Below are 24990 nucleotides of genomic sequence, written 5' to 3' on the forward strand. Positions count from 1 at the left end.
GGTCAGTGCTGGCGCGCAGACTTGTGCCTGCGCGCCAGGGTGTTGCGGCGCTCTGCCAGTTTCAGCGGCCGGCGAGGTAGGCGGCGGCCAGTGTACAGGCGCGTTCGATCAGCATGGGGGCCAGTTCCCGCGCGGTTTCGCTGTTGCGCCGGGTGTGTACCCAGCCCAGGTAGGTCGTGCCGCGCAGGGCGAGGAACAGCGGCAGGGCGGCGCGGTCGGCGGCGGACAGCGGCTTGACCGAGTCGTAGCCGGCCAGCAGCGCCGCCTGGATCTGCGCCAGGCGCGGATCGTCCAGGCAGAAATACAGCGCGGTAGCCAGTTCGAACATGTGCCAGCCGAAGCCGGCGTCGTCGAAGTCGATCAGCTGTAGTTCGCCGCCCTCCAGCAGCAGGTTCTCCGGCACCAGGTCGGCGTGGATCATGCCGAAGTTGCTCAAGGTCCGGCCGTAGCGGCGCAGGTCCAGACGCGCTTCCTGGCGGGCGCTCTGCAGCAGGTCGCGCTGCTCTGCGCTGAGCAGGTCCAGCTCCCAGAAGCGCCCCCAGAACGGGTTGGCGCCCACCAGGCCTTCTTCGTCCCAGGCGTGCCGGGTGAACTCGTTGGGCTGGCGCCACTGGGCCGAGTTCAGGTGGATGCGCGCGGCCACGGCGCCGGCCTGGTGGAACAGCGCCTCGATGTCGCCATCGGCGCTCAGCCCCTGTTCGGCGGAGCCCAGCGTGCTGCCGGACAGCCAGCCGAGCATGTCGACGAAGCGCGGCTCTGCCAGTGCGGCGCAGCGCACCTCGGCGAGGTGTTCACCGCTGCGGGTACGGATGATGCTCGGTACGCCGATGCCGCCGGCGGCCAGTTGCTCCATCCAGGTCAGCTCGGAGCGCAGCGCCGCTTCGCTGTGGTAGCCGCCCCGGTGCACCCGCAGGGCGCTGCGCGTGCCGTCGCTGCGGGTGGCGCAGAACACGGCGTTCTCGCGGTACTTGAGCAGTTCCAGGCCGACGAAGTCGCCGTCCCAGTGGCGCAGGGCGTCCAGCGCCAGTTCACGCAGGCAGGCGATCTGCTGGTGGTGTTCCAGCGTCGAGAAATCAGTCATGGGCATTCTCTCCATCGGGGTGGCCTCATAGCTCGCCCAGGACCTGGTTCAGAGTGTCGATGAAGCGCTCGCCGTGCTCGGCTTCGAACACCAGCGGCGGACGGACCTTGAGGATGTTGTCGTCGCCGCCGATCTTGCTGATCAGCACGCCGCGCTGGCGCATGGCGTTGACGATGCGCCGCGCTTCGAGGCCGGCCGGCTCGCGGCTGGTGCGGTCGCGCACCAGCTCCACGGCGAAGAACAGGCCCTGGCCGCGTACGTCGCCGATGATCGAGTGGCGCTCGGCGAGGCGATGCAGTTCCGCGCTGAGCTTCGCGCCCTGGCGTCGGGCGTTGCCTTGCAGGTCCTGCTCGGCGATCACGTCGAGCACCGCCTGGCCGACGGCCGCGGCCACCGGCGAGCCGCCGAAGGTGTTGAAGTACAGGTTGCTGCGGCCGAAGGTCTCGACCCGCTCGCGGTTGGTCACCACGCCCGCCAGGGGGAAGCCGTTGCCCATGGGCTTGCCGAGGGTGACGATGTCCGGCACCAGCGGGTGCGACTGGTGGCCCCACATGTGGTCGCCGGTGCGGGCGAAGCCCGACTGCACCTCGTCGGTGATCAGCAGGCCGCCGGCATCGCGTACCAGCTTCGCCACGCGTTCCAGGTAGCCGGCCGGCAGGCGCGGGATGCCTTCGTTGGCGAACAGGGTGTCGATCAGCATGGCAGCCAGCCCGACGCCGGCCGCCTGCAGTTCGGCGATGGCTTCGGCGACCTTTGCCACGTAGCGGTCGGCGACCTGTTCGGGTGTGCCGTCGGCGTGGTACAGGCACGGAATCGGCACGGCCCGCGCATGCGCCGAGAAGGGCTCGGAGCTCGGCAGCGCAGTGGTCACGGCCGCCAGGCTGGTGGTGTTGCCGTGGTAGTTGTAGTCGCTGACGATTACACCCTTGTGGCCGGTGGCGAAGCGCGCCATGCGCAGGGCCAGTTCGTTGGCCTCGCTGCCGGTGCAGGTGAACATCAGGCTGTCCAGCGGTTCGGCGAAGGTCGCGGTAAGGGACTCGGCGTAGCGCACCACGCGCTCATTGAGGTAGCGGGTGTGGATGTTCAGCGTCGCCGCCTGTTCGGCCATGGCCGCCACCACCCTGGGGTGGCAGTGGCCGACGCAGGGCACGTTGTTGTAGCAGTCCAGGTAGCGCTTGCCGGTGGCGTCGATGAGCCAGACGCCTTCGCCTTTCACCAGTTCCAGCGGCTCGTCATAGAACAGCGGCGAAGCATCGCCCATGACCCGGTGGCGGCGTTGCAGCAGGGTTGCTTCAGACATTCTCGGCATTCTCCAGAGGCTTGCCGGCGCGGCTCGCGGCGCGCAGCAGGTAGTTGAGGATGAGGATGGCAACCACCAGCGCGAGGGCGCTGAGCATGGCCACTTCCAGCTGGAAGCAGGCGGCGATCACCACCAGTGTCAGCAGCATGCCGACGCTGGCCACGACCGGGCCGCCGCGCAGGCGGAACGGGCGCGCCAGGCCGGGCTGGCTGCGGTGCAGGCGCAGGTACGCGGCGAACAGCACCAGGTGGCAACTGCCCAGCAGCAGGACGATGCACAGCAGGAGTTTTTCCGGCGGCACCAGGGTCAGCGGCAGGCCGATCACGGTCAGCACCAGCAGGGCGACGTAGGGCGCGCCTCGGCGGTTGGTGCGGGCCAGCGCGGCAGGGAAGAAGCCGTCGCGGGACAGGGCGAACAACTGGCGAGAGGCGGAGAACACCACCGAGAAGAAGGTCGCCAACAGGCCACACACGGCGCCGGAACCGACCAGCAGCGGCAGCCAGTCGCGCTCGCCGTACAGCCCGCCGTGGGTCATGGCGGCGTACAGCGGATCACCGGCGTTGCCGACCACGTCCACACCGGCCGCGCCCGGCGCGCTGATCACCACGGTCAGGGCCGTCAGCAGCAGGGTGCCAACCGCGGCGATGATCCCGCGCGGCATGCTGCGGCCGGGGTCTGCAGCTTCCTCGGCAGCGGAGGCGACCTGTTCCAGGCAGATGAACATCCAGATGGCGAAGGGCACGCAGGCGAATACGCCAGCCACGCTCACGCCCGGCAGTGTACTGCCGCTTGTAGCCAGCAGGTTCTCCCAGTGCACGTGGGGCAGCATGGCGCCGCCGAAGGCGAGCAGGGCGATGGCTGCCACGGCGCCGGCCAGCAGGGTCAGGCCCAGGGCCTCGCCGACACCGATGATGTGGATGCTGATGATCACCGCGAACAGGCCGATGCGCACTGGCCAGCCGCCGAAGCCGAACACCGACTCCATGTACGCGGCGAGGAAGTTCGCGGCCGCGCCGGTGCCGATGGTCAATGCCAGCGCGCAGGCGGCGCCGACCAGGTAGCCAACGAAGGGCCCGAAGGCCAGTTGCGCGTAGGCAAACACGCCGCCGGCGTGAGGCCGGGCGGTGGAAAGTTCGCACACGCACAGCGCCAGGCCGCCGCAGAGCACGGCCATCAGCAGGGTAGCGACGAGCATGTTGGCCCAGCCGCTGCTGGCCAGGCCGTAGTTCCAGCCGGAGAACTGTCCGGCGATGACCAGTGAAATGCCGAGCCCGGCGATCTGGGGCCAGCGAAGTACGCCTTGTTTGAGCATGTTGGTTGTCCCTTGCCTGTGAGTGATGGGGAGTCGAACGGCAGTCAGCCGCGCGCGCCGAAGCGCTGCGGGCAAGGGAGATCGCCGACGGGTGCCGACGCTTGGATGCGTGGAGTCATGGAGCGGGCCCTTCTTGTTGTTTTATGGGATGCACGCGCTCGCCGTCAGGTGCGGCGGGCAGGGAGAAGGTACGAAGGGCGTGGGGTGGGGCGATATCAGAAATGCGCAAAGACGCGAGGAGGGGCGTTTCACGCAGGAGCGAGCTTGCTCGCGAACATTCGCCACGGCGACTCCAGCGCCAAGCGGCTCGCGAGCAAGCTCGCTCCTACAGGGGGGGCGGTACGGGCTGATCACCCTGGCCCTCTCCCGGAAGGAGAGTGCCGGGGTGAGGGCGACTCAAGCGCTGAGGTATCAGGAAGGCACGGACTTTGTCCGTGATTGCTGTGAACTGACTTATTGGATCGCTGCCACCGGTTGCCCGGCCAGTTGTCGGCTCGCCGCATCCTGCGGCGCCGGATTGGCCCAGTCGGCGGCCTTGAAGTCGCGGCGGATCAGGCCGTAGGACTTCGCCGCCGTGATCGATGCATCCAGGCGGCCGAGGAAGTCGGCGTCGAGCTTGGGCGAGAGCACTTCCAGCAGCGGGCGGCCCTGGTATTCGCTCTTGAAGATCACCGCCGGGTAATTGGCCTGCTTCGATATCAGGTCGATGAAGGCATCGCGGTTGGCGTCGTCGCTGGCCCACTGTACGGCCTGCAGTTGCACCTTGAGCAGGCGCTCGACGATATCCGGGTGGGCGTCGACGAATTCGCCGTTGCCCACCAGCAGTGCCTGCAGGGTGCCGGCGCCGCCCAGGTCATGGGTGCTCAGCGGGATTTCCGCCAGGCCCTTGTCGCGCAGGGCGAACAGGCCCGCCAGGCCCCAGGTGGCGTCGATCTGCTTGGTTGCCAGGGCGGCGAGGGCGGCGCTGAAGTCGAGGTTGATCACCTTCAGGTCTTTCTCTGACAGGCCGGCGCTGGCCAGCGCGTTGTCGAAGGACAACTGGCTGGCGGTGCCGCGGAAGATGCCCACGCGCTTGCCCTTGAGGTCGGCCAGGGTCTTGATTCCCGAGTTCGGTTGCACGCCCAGGTAGTGGTTGACCCCGCGCGCCGTGGCGGCCAGCACACGGCTGTCCAGGCCGCTGGACTTGCCGATGATCGCGGCGAGATCGCCCAGGTAGGCGAAATCCACCTGGCCGTTGGCGAAGGCTTCGTTGACTACCGGACCGGCGCCCTTGAAGAAGCTCCATTTGACCTGGATGCCGTCGGCGGCGAATTCCTTCTCCAGCAGTTGGCGGGTGTAGAGGATGTCCGCCACGCCGCCGCTGGAGTGGTTCTGCCCGGCGCTGACATCGGGCACGGCGATACGGATTTCCTTGACCGGATCGGCCGCCTGGGTGATCAGCGGATAGGCGCCGAGCAGGCCGGCCAGGGCCGGCGCAGCGAAGAGGGACAGCAATTGATGGGTAAGGGCCTTCATGGCGCCTGCCTCCTGCAGTGGGGGAGCGCACGTGGCTCCGGCGCCCGCACTAAAGGCATGGGGCTGTCCATCAACAAAATAATAAAAAGTGATTTTTTAGTAATTATTCGAGCTAAGCGAGGGTTCACGAGGCTTCGCGGGGAGATGCCCGCAAGGCATAAAAAATATTCGGCGAATGCATTGGATGCGCACCGGGGCCTTCCCTTAAATGGCCTGTGTTAGCTCATAAATGCATTGATATAAATATTTATATTCCAATGAAGAATATTACGAAGCCGTACCGCCTTGCTCTTCCCAGTCCGCGCCTGAAGCCTGCGACAGCGGCCTGGCGCTGGCTCGAACCCACACTACCGTGGCTGGTGCCGCTGGCCATCGGTGTGCTCTGGTGGACGGCGAGTCACCGCCACTGGATGTCCGCGCAGATTCTTCCCACACCCGAACTGGTGCTTCAGGCCGGCCGCGAGCTGTTCGCGGGCGAACTCTGGCAGCAGTTGGGCGTCAGCCTGAAACGTCTGCTCTGGGGCCTGCTGGCCGGCATCCTCAGCGGGTTGGCACTGGGCGCCTGGCTCGGCTTCAGCCGCCGCGCCGAGCGTCTGGTGCTGCCCACCTTCAGTGCCTTGGCTCAGGTCCCGACGCTGGCCTGGATTCCGCTGTTCATGCTGTTCTTCGGCATCGGCGAGTTGCTCAAGCTGGTGGTGCTGATCAAGGCCATCATCGTGCCGGTGACGCTGCACACGCTGGTGGGCGTGCGTGATGCCCAGCCGCGCCTGCGCGAGGCCGCTGCGGTGTTGCGACTGCCGCACCGGCTGTTGTTATGGCGGCTGATTCTGCCGGCGGCGTTGCCGGCATTCCTCACCGGCGTGCGACTGGCGTTGGCGCAGGGCTGGACCTCGCTGCTGGCCGTGGAACTGCTGGCTTCCAGCGAGGGCATCGGCTACCTGATGGTGCAGGCGCGGCAACTCTTCATGCTCGACATCGTGTTCGTCTGCATCCTGGTCATCGGCCTGGTGGGCGCGGCCATGGATCGAGGCATCCAGGCGCTGGACCGGCGCCTGGTGCACTGGCCGCAGCTGGCGGCCGGCGAGCTGCGCCATGGAGAGTTCCGTCGCAGAGGCGCGGGGCAGGGCTGGGAGCGCCTGCAACCCTGGTGGCTGCCGCTGGGCCTGCTGGCGATCTGGCAGGCGGCGAGCGCGCTGGAGTGGGTCGATCCGGCCATTCTCGCCAGCCCCGCATCGGTGGCCGTTGCGCTGTGGGACGGCCTGCTGGACAACAGTCTCACCGTTGCGCTGCTGGCCAGCCTGCAACGCACTCTCGCAGGCCTGCTGCTGGGCGGCTCGCTGGGCTTCCTGCTCGGTCTGGGGTTGGGCCTGTGGCGGCCGGCGGAAAGGCTGCTCGGGCCTTCCTTCGCGGCGCTGCGGCAGGTGGCGATCTTTGCCTGGGTACCGCTGCTCACTGCCTGGTTCGGCCTCGGTGAGCTGGCCAAGGTGGTGTTCGTGGGCCTGGCCGCATTCTTCCCGCTGCTGCTGGCGACCCAGCGCGGCATCGCCAGCCTGCCGGCGCAACTCAGCGAGGCGGCCATCGCATTGCGGCTCTCGCCCTGGCAACGGCTGCGCCGGCTGGTATTGCCGGGGGCGGCGCCTTCGGTATTCGCCGGGGTGCGCCTGGCGCTGATCTACGCCTGGCTGGGCACCATCGGCGCCGAGTACTTCATGCCTTCGGACGGCGGTATCGGCAGCCTGATGATCGGCGCGCAACAACTCTTCCGCATGGACCTGGTCGGCGCCGGCATGTTGCTGGTCGGCCTCACCGGAGCCTTGCTGGCCGCCCTCGGCCAACGCATCGAAGCGCGGGTGACGCGCTGGAGACACGCATGAACGCATTCGCTTCCCCGGCCCTGGTGAGCTTTCGCCAGGTCGCCAAGAGTTTCCCCGTGGACGGCCGCGAGTTGCAGGCCATCGAACGCTTCGACCTGGAGATCGCCGACGGCGAGTTCATCGCCATCGTGGGCGCCAGCGGTTGCGGCAAGTCCACGCTGCTGCGGCTGCTTGTCGGCCTGGATCGCGAGTTCCAGGGCGAAATTCGCATCGACGGCGCGCCCATCGATGGCATCGGCGGCGAACGCGGCATCGTGTTCCAGGAGCACCGCCTGTTCCCCTGGCTGAGCGTGGAGCAGAACGTCGCCCTGGGGCTGGTCAACGAACCGCTGAGCGAGACCGGCAAGGCCGCCAGGGTTGCCGACTATTTGCAGCTGGTGGGCCTGACGGCCTTCGCCCGGGCCTACCCGCACCAGCTTTCCGGCGGCATGGCGCAACGCGTCGCCATCGCCCGTGGATTGGTCGCCAGCCCGCGCATCCTGCTGCTGGACGAACCTTTCGGGGCCCTGGATGCGCTGACCCGCCAGCAATTGCAGGAAGAGCTGCTGCGCATTCGCCAGCGCGAGCGCATTACCACGGTGCTGGTGACCCATGACGTGGAGGAGGCGCTGTTCCTTGCCGACCGCGTGGTGGTGATGGCGCCGCGGCCGGGGCGCATCAAGCGCATCGTCGAGGTGCCGCTGGAGCACCCGCGTGAGCGCGGCGGCTACGACTTCCTGCGCCAGCGCGAGGCGCTGTTGCACGAGTTGATGGGCGAGGGTGACTACGTCGCGCCGCAGCTCAAGCGGGTAGAGGACTTGCCGTTCGAGTTTCTCGCCTGCTGATTCGATCAACCCCCCCTGTAGGAGCGAGCTTGCTCGCGAAGCTCTTCGAACAGACCGTTCCGGAATGTTCGCGAGCAAGCTCGCTCCTACAGCCAAACCCACCTACCGAGTCCGACCATGAGCAAACGCCCCAACTTCCTCGTCATCGTCGCCGACGACCTCGGCTTCTCCGACCTCGGCGCCTTCGGTGGCGAGATCGCCACGCCGCACCTGGACGCCCTGGCCCTCGAAGGCCTGCGCCTGACCGACTTCCACACCGCGCCGACCTGCTCGCCGACGCGCTCGATGCTGCTCACCGGCACCGACCACCACATCGCCGGCATCGGCACCATGGCCGAGGCGCTGACGCCCGAACTGGAGGGCAAACCGGGGTACGAGGGCTACCTCAACGACCGCGTGGTGGCTCTGCCGGAGCTGTTGCGCGAGGCGGGCTACCAGACGCTGCTGTCGGGCAAATGGCACCTGGGTCTGAAGCTTGAGCAGGCACCCCATGCGCGCGGCTTCGAGCGCTCCTTCTCGCTGTTGCCCGGCGCGGCCAACCACTATGGCTTCGAGCCACCCTACGACGAAACCACCCCGCGCATCCTCAAGGGCACGCCGGCTTTGTATGTCGAGGACGACCAGTTCATCGACGAGTTGCCGGCAGACTTCTATTCCTCCGACGCCTTCGGCGACAAGCTGATCCAGTACCTGAAGGAGCGTGACCAGAACCGTCCGTTCTTCGCCTACCTGCCGTTCTCCGCGCCGCACTGGCCGCTGCAGGCGCCCAAAGAGGTGGTGGACAAGTACAAGGGCCGCTACGACGCCGGCCCCGAGGCGCTGCGCCTGGAGCGCCTGGAGCGGCTCAAACAGCTGGGCCTGATCGACGCCGACGTGAAGGCGCACCCGGTGCTGGCGATCAGCAAGGAATGGGCGCGCCTCAACGACGAAGAGAAAGCCAAGTCCGCACGGGCCATGGAGGTGTACGCGGCGATGGTCGAGCGCCTGGACTGGAACGTCGGCCGCGTCGTCGAGTACCTGCGCCAGCAGGGCGAGCTGGACAACACCTTCGTCCTGTTCATGTCCGACAACGGCGCCGAGGGCGCACTGCTGGAAGCCTTCCCGCGCTTCGGCCCGGACCTGCTGAGCTTCCTCGACCAGCACTACGACAACAGCCTGGAGAACATCGGCCGCGCCAACTCCTACATCTGGTACGGCCCGCGCTGGGCCCAGGCGGCTACCGCACCGTCGCGCCTGTACAAGGCCTTCACCACCGAAGGCGGCATCCGCGTGCCGGCGCTGGTGCGCTACCCGGCGCTGCAGCGCCAGGGCGAGATCAGCCACTCGTTCTCCACCGTGATGGACATCACTCCGACCATTCTCGACCTGGCCGGCGTGCGTCATCCGGGCAAGCAGTGGCATGGCCGCGAAGTGGCGGAGGTGCGCGGCAAGTCCTGGCTGGGCTGGCTCTCCGGCGAGACGGAACAGGCCCATGACGAGAAGACCGTCACCGGCTGGGAGCTGTTCGGCATGCGCGCCATCCGCCAGGGCGACTGGAAGGCGGTGTACCTGCCGGCGCCGGTCGGCCCGGCTACCTGGCAACTCTACGACCTGGCGACAGACCCCGGCGAAACCCAGGACCTGGCCAAGGCGCAGCCCGAGCGGCTGGAAACGCTGATCGAGCACTACAAGCAGTACGTCAACGAGACGGGCGTGATCGACGCGCCGCCACCGTTCCTCGCGCGCTGACCTGGCCTTGCCTGCGAAGCCCTGCCGATGCGTCGGCAGGGCTTCGTTCATTCTGCACGCCAGCGAACCGCCGGTAAAAAAGCCTGAACTCCGCGGACTGCTCCCCACCCAACGGATAGGAACAAGTCCGAGGCTGCCCGTGCCGATCCCGGCGCGCGGCGGCCCTTCACCTGTACTGAGGAGTGAACCTTCATGGCCAAGCAACCCGGCAAAGAAGCAGGCAAGCGCAGCGAACTGGCAGGCACCGACACGACTGACCGTGGCAACCGCAACGACAAGCTCGACCAACTGGAACGTTTCCGCGAGGACGCCACTGGCGAAGCGCTGACCACCAACACCAACGTGCGTATCGCCGACAACCAGAACAGCCTGCGCGCCGGCGATCGCGGGCCATCGTTGCTGGAGGATTTCATCCTGCGGGAGAAGATCACCCACTTCGACCATGAGCGCATTCCCGAGCGCATCGTCCATGCCCGTGGCGCCGCGGCCCATGGCTATTTCGAATCCTACGAGGACTGGAGTTCGCTGACCAAGGCGTCCTTCCTGGGCAAGGCCGGCAAGCAGACGCCGGTGTTCGTGCGCTTCTCCACCGTGCAGGGCCCGCGTGGCTCGGCGGACACGGTGCGCGACGTGCGCGGCTTCGCGGTGAAGTTCTACACCGACGAGGGCAACTACGACCTGGTGGGCAACAACATGCCGGTGTTCTTCATCCAGGACGCCATCAAGTTCCCCGACTTCGTCCATGCGGTGAAGCCCGAGCCGCACAACGAAATCCCCACTGGCGGTTCGGCCCATGACACCTTCTGGGACTTCGTCTCGCTTACCCCGGAGTCGGCGCACATGGTCATGTGGGCCATGTCCGACCGGGCGATTCCGATCTCCCTGCGGCACATGCAGGGCTTTGGCGTGCACAGCTTCCGCCTGATCAACGCCGCCGGCGAAAGCTCGCTGGTGAAGTTCCACTGGCGGCCCAAATCCGGCGTCTGTTCCCTGGTCTGGGACGAGGCGCAGAAGCTTGCCGGCAAGGACCCGGACATCCATCGCCGCAAGCTGTGGGAAGACATCGAGAGCGGCGACTATCCCGAGTGGGAACTGGGCGTTCAGGTGATTGCCGAAGCCGATGCGGACAATTTCGACTTCGACCTGCTCGACCCGACCAAGCTGGTGCCCGAGGAGCTGGTGCCAGTGAAGCTGCTGGGGCGCATGGTGCTCAACCGCAACCCGGACAACTTTTTCGCCGAGACCGAGCAGGCGGCGTTCCACCCCGGGCACATCGTGCCCGGCATCGATTTCAGCAACGACCCGTTGCTGCAGGGGCGGCTGTTTTCCTACACCGATACCCAACTGCTGCGCCTGGGCGGGCCCAACTTCAACCAGATTCCGATCAACCAGCCGCTATGTCCGTTCCACAACAACCAGCGTGATGGCCTGCACCAGCACATGGTGCACAAGGGGCGCGCCGCCTATGAGCCGAATTCCATCGATGGCGGCTGGCCCAGGGAAACCCCGCCGGCCGCCCGCCAGGGCGGCTTTACCAGCTACCACGAGCCAATGACCGGCGCCAAGGTGCGGGTGCGCGCCGACTCCTTCGCCGATCACTTCACCCAGGCGGCGCTGTTCTATCACAGCTTGAGCGAGGCGGAGCAGGGCCATGTGGCGTCGGCCTATGCCTTCGAGCTGTCGAAGGTGGAGCGTATGTCTATACGCGAGCGTGAGGTGAACGAAATCCTTGCCAACATCTGCCCGAAACTGGCGGAGAAGGTGGCCAGCCAGATCGGCGTAAAGGTCAACCACAAGCCGGGCAAGGCTCCGCAGCCGACACCTTCGCCCGCGCTCAGCCAGGTCAACCTCCTGGCAGGCGATATCCGCTCGCGCAAGGTGGCGATCCTGATTGCCGATGGCGTCAGCGAGAGCGATGTGAGCGGGCTGCGTGACGCGCTGGAAAAAGCCGGTGCCAGCGCCAAGCTGATCGGGCCCAGCGCATCGCCGGTGAAGACCGAAAAAGGCGCGGAGCTGGTTCCCGATGCGAGCTGGCACGGCTTGCCCTCGGTGGCCTTCGACGCGGTGTTCGTGCCAGGCGGGGCGAAGTCGGTGCAAACCATGGGCGGTGATGGCCGTGCGCTGCATTACCTGCTGGAGGCCTACAAGCACCTCAAGCCCCTGGCCTTCGCCGGCGATGCGCAAGCGCTGCCGGGGCAACTCGGGCTGTCGCCCGACGAAGGCGTCGTCCAGGGCGGTTCCGCGGCGGATGTGTTCGCCGGGTTCGAGAAGGCGCTGAAGCAGCATCGTATCTGGGCGCGTGAAGCGAATGTCGCGAAGATCCCGGCCTGACGGGGCCTGGGATCAAGGGCCGGAGCCAGAGCTGGAGCCCCTCTCCCTGAGGGAGAGGGGTGAGGGATACCGCTCGCACCGATCATCCCCGCCTGCGTAGGAGCGGACTCCGTCCGCGATGTCCTCCAACTGGCCGGGGGCCAGTCGCGGATGAATCCGCTCCTAAAGGAGCCGATCGGTTTCAAGCCAGACGCGTCACCGTCACGGTCACCGCCGCAATGCGCTCGGCTTGCTGGTAGGCCGAGCAGTCCAGCTCTTCGCCGAATACGTCCGGGTCCATCTCATCGTAACGCCAGCTCACCGGCCGGTTCGTCAGCAGGGCGTCCAGCTGCAGGCGCAGCGGCGCATCGCCGTCGATCACCGCGGCGCCGGTATAGAGCAACAGCGTGCCTCCTACATTCAGGCGTTGCAGCGCTGTTTCGACGATGCGCAGGGACAAGCCTGCGCCGAACTCGCCGCCGCCATGGCGGTAGGTACGTTCTTGCGGGTCGAGCAGGTAGGGCGGGTTGGCGACGATCAGGTCGAACTGGCCGCCGATGCCATCCAGCAGGTTGCTCTGGCGGATCTGCAAGTCATCGATGCCGGCGAGGCAGGCGTTGGCGCGGGTGAAGTCCAGGGCGCGCGGGTTGATGTCCACGGCGGTGACTTCCGCCTTCGGGTAGGCCTGGGCGATGAGGATGGCGCCAGGGCCGGCGCCGCAGCCGATGTCCACGGCGCGACGTACCGTGCCGGCCTCTCCACTGAGAACGTGCTGGCGCAGGGCGTGGGCGAAACGATAGGTATCCGGGCCGAAGAACACGGCGTCGGTCTCCACCGTCGGGTAGGCCGAGTGTGCGAACAACTGACCATCCAGACTCGACCAGCGCACGGCGCTGCGCCACTGGCTGTCCTGGCGCAGGAGCAGGCCGCCGGTTTCCAGCAGGGCCAGCATGCGCTCGCTGATGAGCGCGTCGGGGAACAGCCGGCTCCAGCCGAACACGCCTTGCAGATCGTCGGCCAGGGAGTTCTCCGGTCGCGCGTTGACCCGCGCGTGGGTCGTGGGGGTGACAGTGGTGAAGCGGTAATCCTCCGCCTGCAGTTCCTGGCCCAGGCTGATCAGCACTTCCAGCCGCGAGTCGAAGAATGAAGTCATGGTTCGATCCCCAGTTTGTCGGTGTAGATGCGCGTGGCCAGCAGCCCGGCAGGTGTCCAGTGGCGGTGCGGGGCCATCAGGGCGATCAGGCGCTGCATGCGGTTGCGCGGCGAAAGTGTGGACAGCTCGTTGAGCAGGGCGCGCTCTTCGGCGGCGAATTCCGAGCGTATCGGCGCATCGTCGGCGACGGTCTTTTCGCTGCCGCTCCAGGGGTTGCGCGGCGGCGGCTCGCTCCAGTCGCCGGCGATCCAGTCGTGCAGCAGTTGGCGCTCATAGGGATTGAACACGCCGAACATGGCGGCGCTGTCGCCGCTCACCAGGTTCCACAGGCGGCTGTGGCCTGGGTCCTGGTGGCGCTTGATCCACCCCTGGCGCTGCAGCGCAGCGAGGAACTCGCCCATGCGCCCGGGGCCGGCCAACCACTGGTTCACCGTGCGCCCGCCGATGCGCGCGCGGTCATCGTGCATCTGTCTGGCGAAGGGGCGCTTGCGCTCGAGCATGGCGACTACTTCGGCATCCAGGTTGAATCCCTGGAGAATCTCCTGGTTCGACAGGCCCGCGTCGTTAAGCCGGTAGCCTGCATGCACGCGGCGCAGGAAGGCGTCGCGGTCGGCCAGTTGCGGCAGGTTGGCTTCCAGCGCCTGCAATGCCTTGCGGCCGTGGCCGCTGGCGGCGTTGTCGATGGTGATGTGCAGGCGGAAGTATTCCGGGTCGATACCCAGTTCCCGCAACTCGTAGCTGGTGATCATCAGGTGCAGCGGCGGCAGCTCGTAGCCCAGGTTGTAGCCCAGCACTTCGGGCAGGTAGTCATCGGCCAGATAGCCGAGGGCGAGCTGAAGCGTGCCTTGCAGGTAGTGCGCATCGCTCAGCTCGGCGGGCGTGTCGCAGCCCAGGCTGTGCAGCAGGCGCTGGTAGACCAGCACGTGGTTGCGCGCAGGGTTGCCGTGGCCGAGCTCCTCCAGGCAGATGTGCAGCAGTGGCAGCAGGCGCGAGTCGCTCCAGTGGTCGAGCACGCCATAGAGCCAGGCGCCGTCCACCTGCTTGGTCGGGGCAATGGCCTGGAGGAAGTGCAGGGCGTGGGAACGGTTGGCGAAGTGCTGGCGCGGCGCGCCTTCGCGACGCTCTCGCAGATACTCGGCGTAGGCATCGGCGCTGCGTCTGGCGCGGTTTTCCAGCCAGTCGGCCCAGCGCTGCGGGTCGGCGGGCAGTTCGTCGTCATCGGCGTTCTGCTGGCTCAGTTGCGCCTCGAGGAAGGCGGCGGCGCTTCCCAGTGCATCTTCCGGAGCGCGCAGCAGGGACTGGTAGAGGTCGCGGATAGAACAGTGTTCGCGGTACGAGGCGACAGCATTCCGGGAGGCGGGTGGCGTCATGCGGGGCTCCTCGTGCGAGAAAGTGGGGGGCTTTCACTTGCGAGTGGGCCGGGCGGGTAAAGGTTTCATGTAAACGCCGAGCTGCGTGTGCACCTGACCTTGGAAGGGTGGGCTGATGTTCCGGTTCTGTCGGGGCCGAGCGATTGCGCGGTTGGCCGGGAGTTGGAGGAGTTCGCGAGCAAGCTCGCTCCTACACCACCGCCCACGCGCCCGGCATCACCCTGTAGGAGCGAGCTTGCTCGCGAACCCACCGCACGTCATTTCCGTTCCCGTCTATGTCCTCCGCCTGTCGCCACCGCTCACTCCTGTAGGAGCGAGCTTGCTCGCGAACCGCACGGCAGTGGCTTTCAAACAGGCCACGGGCCGAGCGAAAAGACTGAACGCCACCCGCTGCGCCGCGTCCCAGCCATAACCGCCACCCCGCGAGGTCCGCCATGCCAGCACGCCCCGCGCTGCCCCGATTCGGTATCGAGGAAGAGTGCTTCCTGATCGACCCCGCAAGCCTCGATCTCGCCCGCGAGGTGCCGCTGGGATTTTCCCATGCTTGCCGCGGTGTGCTGGGCGAGGCGGTGGCCGAAGAGATCTTCCAGTGCCAGTACGAACTGGTCAGCCCGGTGCTGCGCGAGCTTGGCGAGGCCGCCGCATTCCTCGCAGACCGCCGCCGGCGCCTGCGGTTGATAGCCAAGTCCTACGGCCTGGAGACCCTTTGTGTCGCCGCACATCCCTTCACTGGCCAGCACCGCCAGTCCCCGGCCTTCCGCCCGCGCTACCGGCGGCTGTTCGAGGAGGAGGGCGCAGTGGCGCGGCAGAGCCTGCTCAATGGCCTGCACGTGCACGTGGAAGTATGCGGGGTCGACCGCGTGCAGGTGATGAACTGCGTGCTGCCGTGGATGCCGCTGCTGCTCGCGCTGAGTGCTTCTTCGCCGTTCTGGGATGGAGCCGATACCGGTCTGGCCAGCTATCGGCAGTCACTGTGCGGGGAGTGGCCGCGCATGGGACCGCCGCCGCGGTTCGCCAACGAGGCGGCGTGGCGGCGCTACGTGGCCTTGCTGTTGCAGTACGGCCTGATGGACGAACCCGGCCACACCTGGTGGTTCCTGCGGCCCTCGGCGCGCTACCCGACCCTGGAGTTGCGGATTACCGATGCCTGCCCACGCATCGACGATGCGCTGTGCATTGCCGGGCTGTTCCGCCTGTTGGTGGCCCATGCGCGGGACGCGCGCGAGCCTGCCGATCCGCATTGGCAGCGGGCCTTGCTGGCGGAGAACTTCTGGCAGGCGCGGCGGCACGGCAGCGCGGCACGTTTTCTGGTGGAGAGCGACCGGCTGGTCAAGCCGCGCGACTGGCTGGAGCAGGCGCGGCTGGCCGTCGGCGAATGGCTGGATGAGGAAGGCGAGCGCCTGTTTGTCCACGCGGGCAGGATCATCGACGAGGGTAATAGCGCCGAGCGACAACGGGCGGTGCGCCTGGCGGCCCTGGCCAAAGGACGGTCGGAAAGGGACGCGTTGAGCGCGGTAGTGCGCCATCTGCAGGAAGAGAACCGGCGGCCGCCCGACTGCTCGGACTGACGGCGGCCACCGGAATAGCTTCTCGCTTCCCTGTATCGACTTATGCCGGCCCGTCCTTGAGGCCGTCCTGATGGGCGGCAGACAGGTGCGGCTCCTGCCGGCTGTCCTCCGGTTCAATGTCCACCAGTTCTTCCAGCGACTCTTCGCGGGTGACTTTCGGATCGGGATCTGGCGTATCCATGGGTGTCTTCATGCTTGCCTCGCTGCTTCTTCGGAGCGCGCTACTTGGCGGCGAGAGCGCGCAGCCGGGCGCCGGCGACGACGACCTTGCGCGGCCGGTGGGTGGGGTTCACCGGAACGAAGGTCTGCAATTCGATGCGCTTGAGGAACCAGTCCACGTTGTCCTCTTCCAGCGGCCCCTCGAGGGTCATCAGGTCGCGGCGGATGCGCTCCACCAGGTTGTTCAGCAGTACGGCGCTGGCCTGTTCTTCCTGCTGGATGACGCGGGATATCAGGCGCTTGCCCTTGGCGTTGCGCAGGTTGATCAGCACCGTGCCGTCGGGACGGTTGAAGAACTGCGGACGGTAGTCGGTGAACAGGTGGCTCAGGTGCTCGATGGCAGTGTCGCGGCAACTGGACATGTACATCCCTCCCGGTGGTCGGCAGGAGCCAGTGCTCCGGCCTTGAGCCAGGAACGTTGCATCACGCGTTCCAGCCTTTCAGAAACTGTCTCAGCGGCTTAACAGGTTGTTATTGCAGGGATTCGCCAGAACGTGCTGGCCCATGGTCATCAGCAAAGTGCAAGGTCGCACCGGCAAGGGGCTGGAAAATGCACGGCCAGACGCTTCGCCGGGCGCCTGGCTGCGCGAGCGAAACCTTCCGTCCGAAACCTGCGCGGGTGGAATCAGCGGGTGTGGCGAGCAATCCCTGCCACGGCTGGTCATGCCGGCGATGGCGCTGGAGTGCCAAGCTGCATGGGCCAATTGCCAGCATTCCCCTCGGGCTTGCGAGCGGGCAGGGTTGGGATTGGGGACGGGAGGTGACCATGACGCAGTTCCGACGCCTGGACGTGGAAGCCGTGCTCCACGAAGCCTATCCGCTGTTCAGCTTCTCCTGCTCGCGCGAAGCAGGCGGGAGCTACTCCATCAGCCTCGGCAGCCAGTTGGCGGACATGCCGCGCACCACCGTCGTCGGCATCCACGGTGATGAGCTGAGCAGCGCCGGACGCGTGCGCAGCCTGGGCCTGGAGCTCATCAACTGCTTCATCGACCAATAATGGGTCGCTTGCCTGCCCACCGACGGAAAACCTGAACTCCAGCGCCTTGCTTCGGCTCAACCGCCCTGAACGCACACAGGACCATTCAGCCTGGAGGCACCGCCATGAGCCATTCCGCCAAGACCGAAGCGAACCCACAGCATATCGAGATCGACGACACCGAAGACCGCATGGGCAGCGTGCGCGAGCTGGATTTCGAGAAGGACCCTGAAGGGCGCATCGGTGACGAGCGCTCGCCCGAGGAAGTAGAGCGCGAATTTCCCCCACAGCGTCGCCGCGAAATGGGCCTCACCGGGGGCGAGACTCTCGGTGACAGCGCCGTGGAAGACGGCGTCAGCATGGACGACCTGGCCCCCGAAACCCTGATCGACGAAGAGGGTACCGAATCGCCGCTGAACCCGGCCGGCAGCACCCCGGTGGACAAGGAACTGCACATCCGCCGCGAGAGCGAGATCGGCGCCGGTATCGGCCTGGACGAAGCCGAAGAAGGCCGGGCGCACCCGCTGGACGGCAAGCCCTGGGATGACACAGACCCCGACGAGGAACAGTGAGCCATGGCCCGCTCCGCCCCCATCCGCAACGAAACGCTGAAGGAATACGCGCGCAAGCGCGATTTCAGCGGCACCCCCGAACCCAGTGGCGAAACTCCGGCGAGCCGCGCCGGGGAATACGCCTTCGTGGTGCAGAAGCACGACGCCAGTCACCTGCACTACGACTTCCGTCTGGAACTCGACGGCGTGCTGAAGAGCTGGGCGGTCCCCAAGGGGCCTTGCCTGGACCCGAGTGTGAAGCGCTTGGCCATCGAAGTAGAGGACCACCCGCTGGACTATGCGCGTTTCGAGGGGCACATCCCCGAAGGACACTATGGCGCCGGCGATGTGATCGTCTGGGATGAGGGCTCCTGGACCCCCATCGGCGATCCTCACGAGGGCATGAAAAGCGGCCACCTGAAGTTCCGCCTTCAGGGCAGCAAGCTTTCCGGCAGCTGGAACCTGGTGCGCACGCGCATGGCAGGTCGCAAGCCACAGTGGTTCCTGATCAAGGGCCGCGACGACCAGGCGCGGGATTACCCGCGCTTCGACATTCTTGCCGAGCAGCCGCTGAGTGTGGTGACTGGGCAATCGCTGCCGAGCGAGGTCGCCGTGACGAAGCAGGCGGCGCCCAGGCGGACCAAGCCGACGGCGGCTGCGAAGCAGAAAAAAGAAGTAGCGACGGCCAAGGCCAAGCTGCCCGACGCCATCTCGCCCGAACTGGCCACGCTGGTGGATGCGCCGCCCGCCGGCGACTGGCGATACGAGATCAAGATCGACGGCTACCGCATTCTCGCCCGGCTCGAGGACGGCAAAGTCCGGCTGATCACCCGCAACGGCCACGACTGGTCGAGAAAACTGCCGGAGCTGTGCCAGGCGTTGGCTGCGCTGGAGGTGCAATCGGCCTGGCTGGACGGAGAGATCCTGGTGATGGACGAGGAGGGCCGCCCGGACTTCCAGCGCCTGCAGAATGCCTTCGACGCCCAGGTCTGCGAGCCCATCCACTACACCCTGTTCGACCTGCTCTGGCTGGATGGCACGGACTATCGCGGCAAGCCGCTGGAGGAGCGTCGCCAGGCGCTGCAGCAGGTGCTGCGGGGCAACGACAATCAATCCCTGCGCTACTCGGAGGACTTCACCGACGACCCGCGCAGCATCCTCGACAGCGCTTGCCGGCTGGGTCTGGAAGGGCTGATCGGCAAGCGTTGCGGCAGCACCTATACGGAGAAGCGCTCGCGCGACTGGATCAAGCTCAAGTGCAAGCGCCGGCAGGAGTTCGTCATCGTCGGCTTCAGCGAACCCAAGGGGTCGCGCTCGCACTTCGGTGCCTTGTTGCTCGGCCTGCACGACAAGGACGGCGTGCTGCGTTACGCCGGCAAGGTCGGTACCGGCTTCAGCACGGCCAGCCTGAAAACCCTCTATCAGCGACTCAAGCCCCTGCAACGCAAGACCTGTCCCTTGCAGGAAGCGCCTCAAGACGCAGACGCCAGGGGGGTGACCTGGCTGCGTCCGGACCTGCTGTGCGAAGTCGCCTTCGCCGAGATGACCCACGAAGGCCGGGTACGCCAGGCAGTATTTCACGGCCTGCGTGCCGACAAGCCAGCCGAGGCGATAGTCGAGGAAAAGCCGAAGAAGGCCGCCCGCTCGACACTTGCGAAGAGCAAACCTGCCAACAGCGTCGAGGGCGTCACCATCACCCATCCGGACCGCGTGATCGACCCCACCAGCAAGCTGCGCAAGCTCGACGTGGCGCTCTACTACGAGAAGGCCGCCGAACGCCTGCTGCCCTGGCTCGCCGACCGCCCTGTGTCGCTGGTACGTGCGCCGGATGGGGTGGGGGGTGAGCAATTCTTCCAGCGCCATGCCTCGCGCACGGAGATTCCCGGCGCCGAGCAACTCGATCCGAAGCTGGACCCTGGCCATGCGCCGCTGCTGCGTATCGCCACGGCCAAGGGATTGGTGGGCGCCGCGCAGATGGGCGCGCTGGAGTTGCACACCTGGAATGCTGCCCTCGACGACCTCGAAAAGCCTGACCGCTTCGTTCTGGACCTCGACCCGGACCCGGCGCTGCCCTGGCAGCGGATGGTCGAGGCGACCCAGCTGACCCTGACGCTGCTGGACGAGCTGGGGCTCGCTGCCTTTCTCAAGACCAGCGGCGGCAAGGGCATGCACATCCTGGTTCCGCTACAGCGGCATCACCGCTGGGATGAGGTGAAGGACTTCGCCCACGCCATCAACCGGCACATGGCCAAGCTGATGCCGGATCGCTTCAGCGCTGTCTCCGGGCCGAAGAACCGTGTGGGGAAAATCTTCATCGATTACCTGCGCAACACCCGTGGGGCCAGCACGGTCTGCGTGTGGTCGGCGCGCGCGCGGGAGGGCTTGCCTGTGTCCGTGCCCGTCAGCCGCGAGGAGCTGCCCACGCTGAAAGCCGCCAGCCAATGGACCCTCGCCAATGTCGACGAGCGCCTGGCGGCAGCTGACCCCTGGGCCGATTGGGCGAAGACCAGACAGCGCCTGACCGGACGGATGCGCGAGCAACTGCAGGACTGACTTTACGCATCAGGGCGCCTGCGACACCTCAACTGGTCGGCCCGAACGCTGCTCCTGCCCTGGTGTGGCGAGAAACTCTGCCTGGACCCGCACTGCCCCTGCACACTGCAGGCGAGGCTCATGAGCGAAACCCAGGCCGTGGAGGGGTTCGCGAGCAAGCTCGCTCCTACACCCGCCCACGCACCCTTAGCGCTCCTGTAGGAGCGAGCTTGCTCGCGAACCGCTCGGCAGCGCTCTTAGCGCCCTTGTAGGAGCGAGCTTGCTCGCGAACCAGGGCTGCACATGAATGGTGGGACGGTGGTCAACGGCTGGGCCGCCGACCACCTGTGCTCTGCCTGGAGCGGATCAGCGATCGCGGCTCAGCAGACAGGCAGCGGCAAGGATGCCGGCGGCAGCGGCCAGCACTGCCGCGGTCTGCCACGGGTGTTCGCCGACGTACTCGCCGCTGGCCTGGATGGCGCGGCGACTGCGCTGGACCAGGTGTTCGCTGGTTTCCCGGCTCTCATCCACCAGGTGGCGCAGTTTGGACTTGAACGCCGGCAGTTGGTCGGCGGTGAGGTCGCGGCCGCTTTCCAGCAGGCTTTCCAGGTCGCTCACCAGGGATTGCAGCTCCTGTACGCCGCTGTGGCGGTTGCTGCTCAGGGATGAAGGGAACCATCGATAGCTACCCATGGGCTGTCTCCTCGTTGCTTGTGGGGGAAGTGGGCGGGCCGCAGGCTCAGGCGGCTTTCAGCGCGTCGATCAGCTGCTGCTTGCGCATGCTCGAACGGCCGGTGATGTGCCGGGTTCGCGCACGGTTGAGCAGCTCGGCCTTGGTCATCGACTCCAGTGACTGGTCGGGGCGAGGCACGCCATGTTTGGTGGCCACGGCGCGCTTGGCCGAGCTGCGGCGCGAGGCAGCCTTGGCCGGCGCGCTCTTCTTCTGGCCCGAGCCGCCGCTGCGTTCGCCGCCGCCGGACTGCTTGTTCACCGTGGCCCAGGCGCGGGCTTCTGCCTCGTCCCTGGGGACGCCACGGCTCTCGTAGCTTTCCTCGATGTGTTCGGCCTTGCGCTTCTGCTTGTCGGTGTACTTGTCTTTGTCGCCGCGTGGCATGGCTGTTCTCCTGTCTCTGCTTGCTTGACGGCGCGCTTCGCGCACCTGGCCCCGAAAACGCGGGCCACATGGGGAAGAAACCGCTCGTCGCCAAACGTTCGGCGTTTCTGATGAGCGGGCCGTACCGATGGGAGAAAAGGTCTGAACTCCCCGATTCCTGCGCGGACAGATGCACTGGGGCGCCTTGCGCGCCGCGCCCCGGCAAACAGTCACCGACAGGAAAAGGAGACGCCAATGGCCCTGGACAGCATTCCCGATCAGTCGGCAGTGGAAACCTTCAAGCATGCCGTGCTCACCCGCCTGCGCTACGCCGTGGGCAAGGACCCGGCCGACGCCTTCGACCACGACTGGTTCGAAGCCGTAGCCCTGGCCACCAGCAAGTACCAGGTGGACAACTGGGAAGAGACCACCCGCGCCATCGACCGCAGCGCGCGCAAGCACGTTTACTACCTGTCCCTGGAATTCCTCATCGGCCGCCTGCTGATCGACAACCTGAGCAACCTCGGCCTGCTGGAAGTGGCGCGCCAGGCGCTGTCGGAACTGGGCGTGGACCTGGAGCGCATCCGCCTGCTCGAGCCCGACGCGGCGCTGGGCAACGGCGGCCTCGGGCGCCTGGCGGCGTGCTTCATGGAAAGCATGGCGACGCTGGACATCCCCGCCCACGGCTACGGCATTCGCTACGAGCACGGCCTGTTCAAGCAGGTAATCGGCGATGGCTGGCAGCAGGAGCACACCGAAACCTGGCTGGACTTCGGCAACCCCTGGGAGTTCGAGCGGCCCGAATCCAGCTTCAGCGTCGGCTTCGGCGGCATCGTGCATAGCGAGCCGGACGCCAATGGCGTGGAGCGTCAGCGCTGGGAGCCGGCGGAACGCGTGCGCGCGGTGGCCTACGACATGCCCGTGGTCGGCTGGCGCAACGCCAGCGTCAACACCTTGCGCCTGTGGCGTGCCCGCGCAGAGGAAACCCTCAAGCTCGACCGCTTCAACGCCGGTGATCACCTGGGTGCGGTGGCCGATACCGTGCGCGCCGAAAGCATCTCCCGCGTGCTCTACCCGGCGGACAGCACCGAAGCCGGCCAGGAGCTGCGCCTGCGCCAGGAGTATTTCTTCGTTGCCGCATCCCTGCAGGACCTGATGCAGCGCCACCTGGGCAAGGGCGAGGACGTCTACGGCCTGCCCGAGCGGGCGGCCATCCAGCTCAACGATACCCACCCGGCCATCGCCGTGGCCGAGCTGATGCGCCTGCTGCTGGACGAGCGCAGCCTGGACTGGGACGAAGCCTGGGAACTGACCGTGGCCACCCTGTCCTATACCAACCACACCCTGCTGCCCGAGGCATTGGAATCCTGGCCGGTGGGGCTGATGGAGCGTCTGCTGCCGCGGCACATGCAGATCATCTACCTGATCAACGCCTTCCACATCGACGCCTTGCGCGCCAAGGACATCCACGACTTCAGCCTGCTGCGCTCGGTCTCGCTGATCGAGGAGGATCACGGGCGCCGCGTGCGCATGGGCAACCTGGCGTTCCTGGGCTCGCACAGTGTCAATGGCGTCTCCGCGCTGCACACCGAACTGATGCGCGAGACGGTGTTCCGCGACTTGCACCGGCTCTACCCGAACCGTATCAGCAACAAGACCAACGGCGTGACCTTCCGCCGCTGGCTGTTCCAGACCAACCCGGAGCTTACCGAGCTGCTGGTGGACACCCTGGGCGAGGACGTGCTGGACGAGCCCGAGAAGCGCCTGCGCGACCTGGCCGCGCAGGCCGAGAAGCCCGCCGTGCGCCAGCGCTTCGCCCAGCAGCGGCGCAACGCCAAGGAGCGCCTGTCTGCGCTGATCGAGGAGCGCCTGGGCATGCGCATAGACCCCGACGCGTTGTTCGACGTGCACGTCAAGCGCATCCACGAATACAAGCGCCAGCTGCTCAACCTGCTGCATACCGTGGCGTTGTATCAGGACATCCGCAACGACCCGACCACCGACCGCGTACCACGGGTGAAGATATTCGCCGGCAAGGCGGCGCCCAGCTACGTGCTGGCCAAGCTGATCATCAAACTGACCAACGACATCAGCCGCGTGGTCAACAGCGACCCGACCGTACGCGGGCGCCTGAAAGTCGTGTTCATCCCCAACTACAACGTCAGCCTGGCCGAGTCGATCATCCCGGCAGCTGACCTCTCCGAGCAGATATCCACGGCAGGCCTGGAAGCCTCGGGCACCAGCAACATGAAGTTCGCGCTCAACGGCGCGCTGACCATCGGCACGCTGGATGGCGCCAACGTCGAGATGTGCGAGCGTATCGGCCCGGAGAACATGTTCATCTTCGGCCTCAAGGCGCAGCAGGTAGAGGCGCGCAAACGCACAGGTGAACTGGCGATGCATGGCGAGATCGCCGATTCGCCGCGCCTGCACGAGGCGCTCATCGCGATCGGCAGCGGCGTTTTCTCACCCGATGACCCGCAGCGCTACACGGCGCTGGTGGACAGCCTGCGCTTTGATGACCGCTTCATGGTCTGCCCGGACTTCGACGCCTACTGGGAGGCCCAGGAGCGCGTCGAGCAACTCTGGAGAAAACCCGCGCGCTGGTGGAAAGCTTCTATGCTCAACACCGCGCGCGTCGGCTGGTTCTCGTCCGACCGCACCATCCGCGAGTACGCCCAGGACATCTGGAAGGTACCGACGGGACCACAATAAGAAGGTGCGACGATTGGTGGCAGTTCGCGGGGGAGCGTAGCGGTGATCGCTTGTGTAGGATGCCGCCCGCCACGCCATGAGCACTTCAACGAACCGGGAGACGACTGCCGATGCTGATCCGTGACTTTCGCGACGACGACATGGACCGGGTGCTGGATATCTGGCTGCGTGCCTCGCAGCAGGCTCACCACTTCATCGACGGAGCTTTCTGGCAGCAGCGCCTGCAGGACATGCGCGAGGTCTACCTGCCCGCCGCCGCCTCGCGCGTGGTCGAGAGCGACGGCTGTGTCAGCGGCTTCTACAGCCTGCATGACGGCGCGCTGGCCGCGCTGTTCGTCGCCCCGGAATGCCAGGGCCAGGGTCTGGGCTCGCACCTGCTGAGCGACGCCAAGATTCATCTGCCGATGCTGGAGCTGGCGGTGTATTCGGCCAACGCCGGCGCCGTGGCCTTCTACCAGCGGCATGGTTTCGTGGTGCTGGAGGAGCGTGAAGACGAACACACCGGGCACCCCGAGATGCGCATGGGCTGGACTGCACGTCCGATGGCCTGCGGATGCTGAAGGGCAGGGCGCTCGTCCTGTTGCTGGCTATCGCCGGCCCGGCCAGCGCCATGGATGGCAAGGGCAACTCGTCCGATCATTTCACCGTGGGCACCAGCCTCGGCACGGCTGCCATCAGCGAGTCCAGCAGCCAGGTGCCGCGCGCTTACCAGCAGGCCCGCGACGATGCGCTGGCCTTTGTAGCTTCCGCCGGGCAGATCCACGGCGCGCAGCTGGAACAGGCTTTGCGCCTGTATCGCCAGGAGCATCCGCAGTCGCCCGCGAGTGATCTGCAGGTCGCCAGGGCCATCGCCAGCCAGGGTTGAGAAT

General features: G+C 66.6%; 21 protein-coding genes. 11 read left to right on the forward strand and 10 right to left on the reverse strand.

The genetic code is table 11. The features are described 5' to 3' along the window. Window positions 1–61: 61 nt before the first annotated feature. From AC2T4A_RS18355 to AC2T4A_RS18370, 4 genes are all read right to left on the reverse strand, one after another. The gene (locus tag AC2T4A_RS18355; protein WP_486741452.1) at window positions 62–1081 is read right to left on the reverse strand and encodes a phosphotransferase enzyme family protein; all 1020 of its coding nucleotides are present in this window, start codon (window positions 1079–1081) and stop codon (window positions 62–64) included. A gap of 25 nt (window positions 1082–1106) precedes the next feature. Beyond that, the gene (locus AC2T4A_RS18360) at window positions 1107–2381 is read right to left on the reverse strand and encodes an aspartate aminotransferase family protein (RefSeq protein WP_486741453.1); all 1275 of its coding nucleotides are present in this window, start codon (window positions 2379–2381) and stop codon (window positions 1107–1109) included. Beyond that, window positions 2374–3693, reverse strand: coding sequence for an amino acid permease (locus tag AC2T4A_RS18365; RefSeq protein WP_486741454.1), 1320 nt, complete (start codon window positions 3691–3693; stop codon window positions 2374–2376). Before AC2T4A_RS18365 ends, AC2T4A_RS18360 begins: the two co-directional genes overlap by 8 nt. A 453-nt stretch (window positions 3694–4146) precedes the next feature. Then, on the reverse strand, window positions 4147–5208 hold the full coding sequence (locus AC2T4A_RS18370; protein ID WP_486741455.1) for an ABC transporter substrate-binding protein: 1062 nt from the start codon (window positions 5206–5208) through the stop codon (window positions 4147–4149). A 257-nt stretch (window positions 5209–5465) separates the two neighbouring features. Between AC2T4A_RS18370 and AC2T4A_RS18375 the strand changes: the two genes are divergently transcribed. The 4 genes from AC2T4A_RS18375 to katE all read left to right on the forward strand — a co-directional run bounded on the left by AC2T4A_RS18375 (window position 5466) and on the right by katE (window position 11965). Next, window positions 5466–7082 carry an ABC transporter permease gene (locus AC2T4A_RS18375; RefSeq protein WP_486741456.1) on the forward strand — a complete coding sequence of 539 codons (1617 nt, stop codon included), beginning with the start codon at window positions 5466–5468 and terminating at the stop codon, window positions 7080–7082. Beyond that, the gene (locus tag AC2T4A_RS18380) at window positions 7079–7906 is read left to right on the forward strand and encodes an ABC transporter ATP-binding protein (protein WP_486741457.1); all 828 of its coding nucleotides are present in this window, start codon (window positions 7079–7081) and stop codon (window positions 7904–7906) included. The genes AC2T4A_RS18375 and AC2T4A_RS18380 overlap by 4 nt, the downstream gene beginning before the upstream one ends. Before the next feature lie 117 nt (window positions 7907–8023). Next, the gene (locus tag AC2T4A_RS18385; RefSeq protein WP_416749538.1) at window positions 8024–9634 is read left to right on the forward strand and encodes an arylsulfatase; all 1611 of its coding nucleotides are present in this window, start codon (window positions 8024–8026) and stop codon (window positions 9632–9634) included. A gap of 192 nt (window positions 9635–9826) precedes the next feature. Further along, the gene (gene katE, locus AC2T4A_RS18390; protein WP_486741458.1) at window positions 9827–11965 is read left to right on the forward strand and encodes a catalase HPII; all 2139 of its coding nucleotides are present in this window, start codon (window positions 9827–9829) and stop codon (window positions 11963–11965) included. Window positions 11966–12146: 181 nt separating this feature from the next. On the opposite strand, the gene AC2T4A_RS18395 is transcribed toward katE, so the two are convergent. Together AC2T4A_RS18395 and AC2T4A_RS18400 are read right to left on the reverse strand one after the other, a co-directional pair. Further along, window positions 12147–13097 carry a methyltransferase gene (locus tag AC2T4A_RS18395; protein WP_486741459.1) on the reverse strand — a complete coding sequence of 317 codons (951 nt, stop codon included), beginning with the start codon at window positions 13095–13097 and terminating at the stop codon, window positions 12147–12149. Beyond that, window positions 13094–14467, reverse strand: a complete 1374-nt coding sequence (locus AC2T4A_RS18400; RefSeq protein ID WP_478379105.1) for an iron-containing redox enzyme family protein — start codon at window positions 14465–14467, stop codon at window positions 13094–13096. The genes AC2T4A_RS18395 and AC2T4A_RS18400 overlap by 4 nt, the downstream gene beginning before the upstream one ends. Before the next feature lie 434 nt (window positions 14468–14901). Between AC2T4A_RS18400 and AC2T4A_RS18405 the strand changes: the two genes are divergently transcribed. Next, the gene (locus AC2T4A_RS18405; protein WP_486741460.1) at window positions 14902–16035 is read left to right on the forward strand and encodes a YbdK family carboxylate-amine ligase; all 1134 of its coding nucleotides are present in this window, start codon (window positions 14902–14904) and stop codon (window positions 16033–16035) included. 40 nt (window positions 16036–16075) lie between these two features. Here AC2T4A_RS18405 and AC2T4A_RS18410 read toward each other — a convergent pair whose 3' ends face one another. Continuing rightward, window positions 16076–16216 carry a hypothetical protein gene (locus AC2T4A_RS18410; protein ID WP_478379107.1) on the reverse strand — a complete coding sequence of 47 codons (141 nt, stop codon included), beginning with the start codon at window positions 16214–16216 and terminating at the stop codon, window positions 16076–16078. Window positions 16217–16256: 40 nt separating this feature from the next. Further along, window positions 16257–16616: a DUF3509 domain-containing protein gene (locus AC2T4A_RS18415; RefSeq protein WP_416749549.1), complete on the reverse strand. Its 360-nt coding sequence runs from the start codon at window positions 16614–16616 to the stop codon at window positions 16257–16259. A gap of 404 nt (window positions 16617–17020) precedes the next feature. Between AC2T4A_RS18415 and AC2T4A_RS18420 the strand changes: the two genes are divergently transcribed. The 3 genes from AC2T4A_RS18420 to ligD all read left to right on the forward strand — a co-directional run bounded on the left by AC2T4A_RS18420 (window position 17021) and on the right by ligD (window position 20334). Then, a complete protein-coding gene (locus tag AC2T4A_RS18420; RefSeq protein WP_416749551.1) occupies window positions 17021–17251 on the forward strand; it encodes a hypothetical protein in 231 nt (76 codons plus the stop codon). Between the two features lie 104 nt (window positions 17252–17355). Continuing rightward, window positions 17356–17802: a phosphotransferase system, HPr-related protein gene (locus AC2T4A_RS18425; protein WP_478379108.1), complete on the forward strand. Its 447-nt coding sequence runs from the start codon at window positions 17356–17358 to the stop codon at window positions 17800–17802. Window positions 17803–17805: 3 nt separating this feature from the next. Further along, window positions 17806–20334: a DNA ligase D gene (gene ligD / locus AC2T4A_RS18430; RefSeq protein ID WP_486741461.1), complete on the forward strand. Its 2529-nt coding sequence runs from the start codon at window positions 17806–17808 to the stop codon at window positions 20332–20334. 345 nt (window positions 20335–20679) lie between these two features. On the opposite strand, the gene AC2T4A_RS18435 is transcribed toward ligD, so the two are convergent. Together AC2T4A_RS18435 and AC2T4A_RS18440 are read right to left on the reverse strand one after the other, a co-directional pair. Continuing rightward, window positions 20680–21006, reverse strand: coding sequence for an ElaB/YgaM/YqjD family protein (locus AC2T4A_RS18435; protein ID WP_416749556.1), 327 nt, complete (start codon window positions 21004–21006; stop codon window positions 20680–20682). A gap of 46 nt (window positions 21007–21052) precedes the next feature. After that, window positions 21053–21427, reverse strand: a complete 375-nt coding sequence (locus AC2T4A_RS18440; protein WP_486741462.1) for a Rho termination factor N-terminal domain-containing protein — start codon at window positions 21425–21427, stop codon at window positions 21053–21055. A gap of 234 nt (window positions 21428–21661) precedes the next feature. Here AC2T4A_RS18440 and AC2T4A_RS18445 point away from each other — a divergent pair, with 234 nt between their 5' ends. The 3 genes from AC2T4A_RS18445 to AC2T4A_RS18455 all read left to right on the forward strand — a co-directional run bounded on the left by AC2T4A_RS18445 (window position 21662) and on the right by AC2T4A_RS18455 (window position 24986). Continuing rightward, a complete protein-coding gene (locus AC2T4A_RS18445) occupies window positions 21662–24121 on the forward strand; it encodes a glycogen/starch/alpha-glucan phosphorylase (RefSeq protein WP_486741463.1) in 2460 nt (819 codons plus the stop codon). A gap of 110 nt (window positions 24122–24231) precedes the next feature. After that, complete coding sequence (locus AC2T4A_RS18450) at window positions 24232–24681, forward strand: GNAT family N-acetyltransferase (RefSeq protein ID WP_486741464.1); 450 nt, start codon at window positions 24232–24234, stop codon at window positions 24679–24681. Next, complete coding sequence (locus AC2T4A_RS18455) at window positions 24675–24986, forward strand: DUF2388 domain-containing protein (protein WP_486741465.1); 312 nt, start codon at window positions 24675–24677, stop codon at window positions 24984–24986. The genes AC2T4A_RS18450 and AC2T4A_RS18455 overlap by 7 nt, the downstream gene beginning before the upstream one ends. Window positions 24987–24990: the final 4 nt, after the last annotated feature.

The organism is Pseudomonas sp. PVC-3-1 (assembly GCF_057444315.1).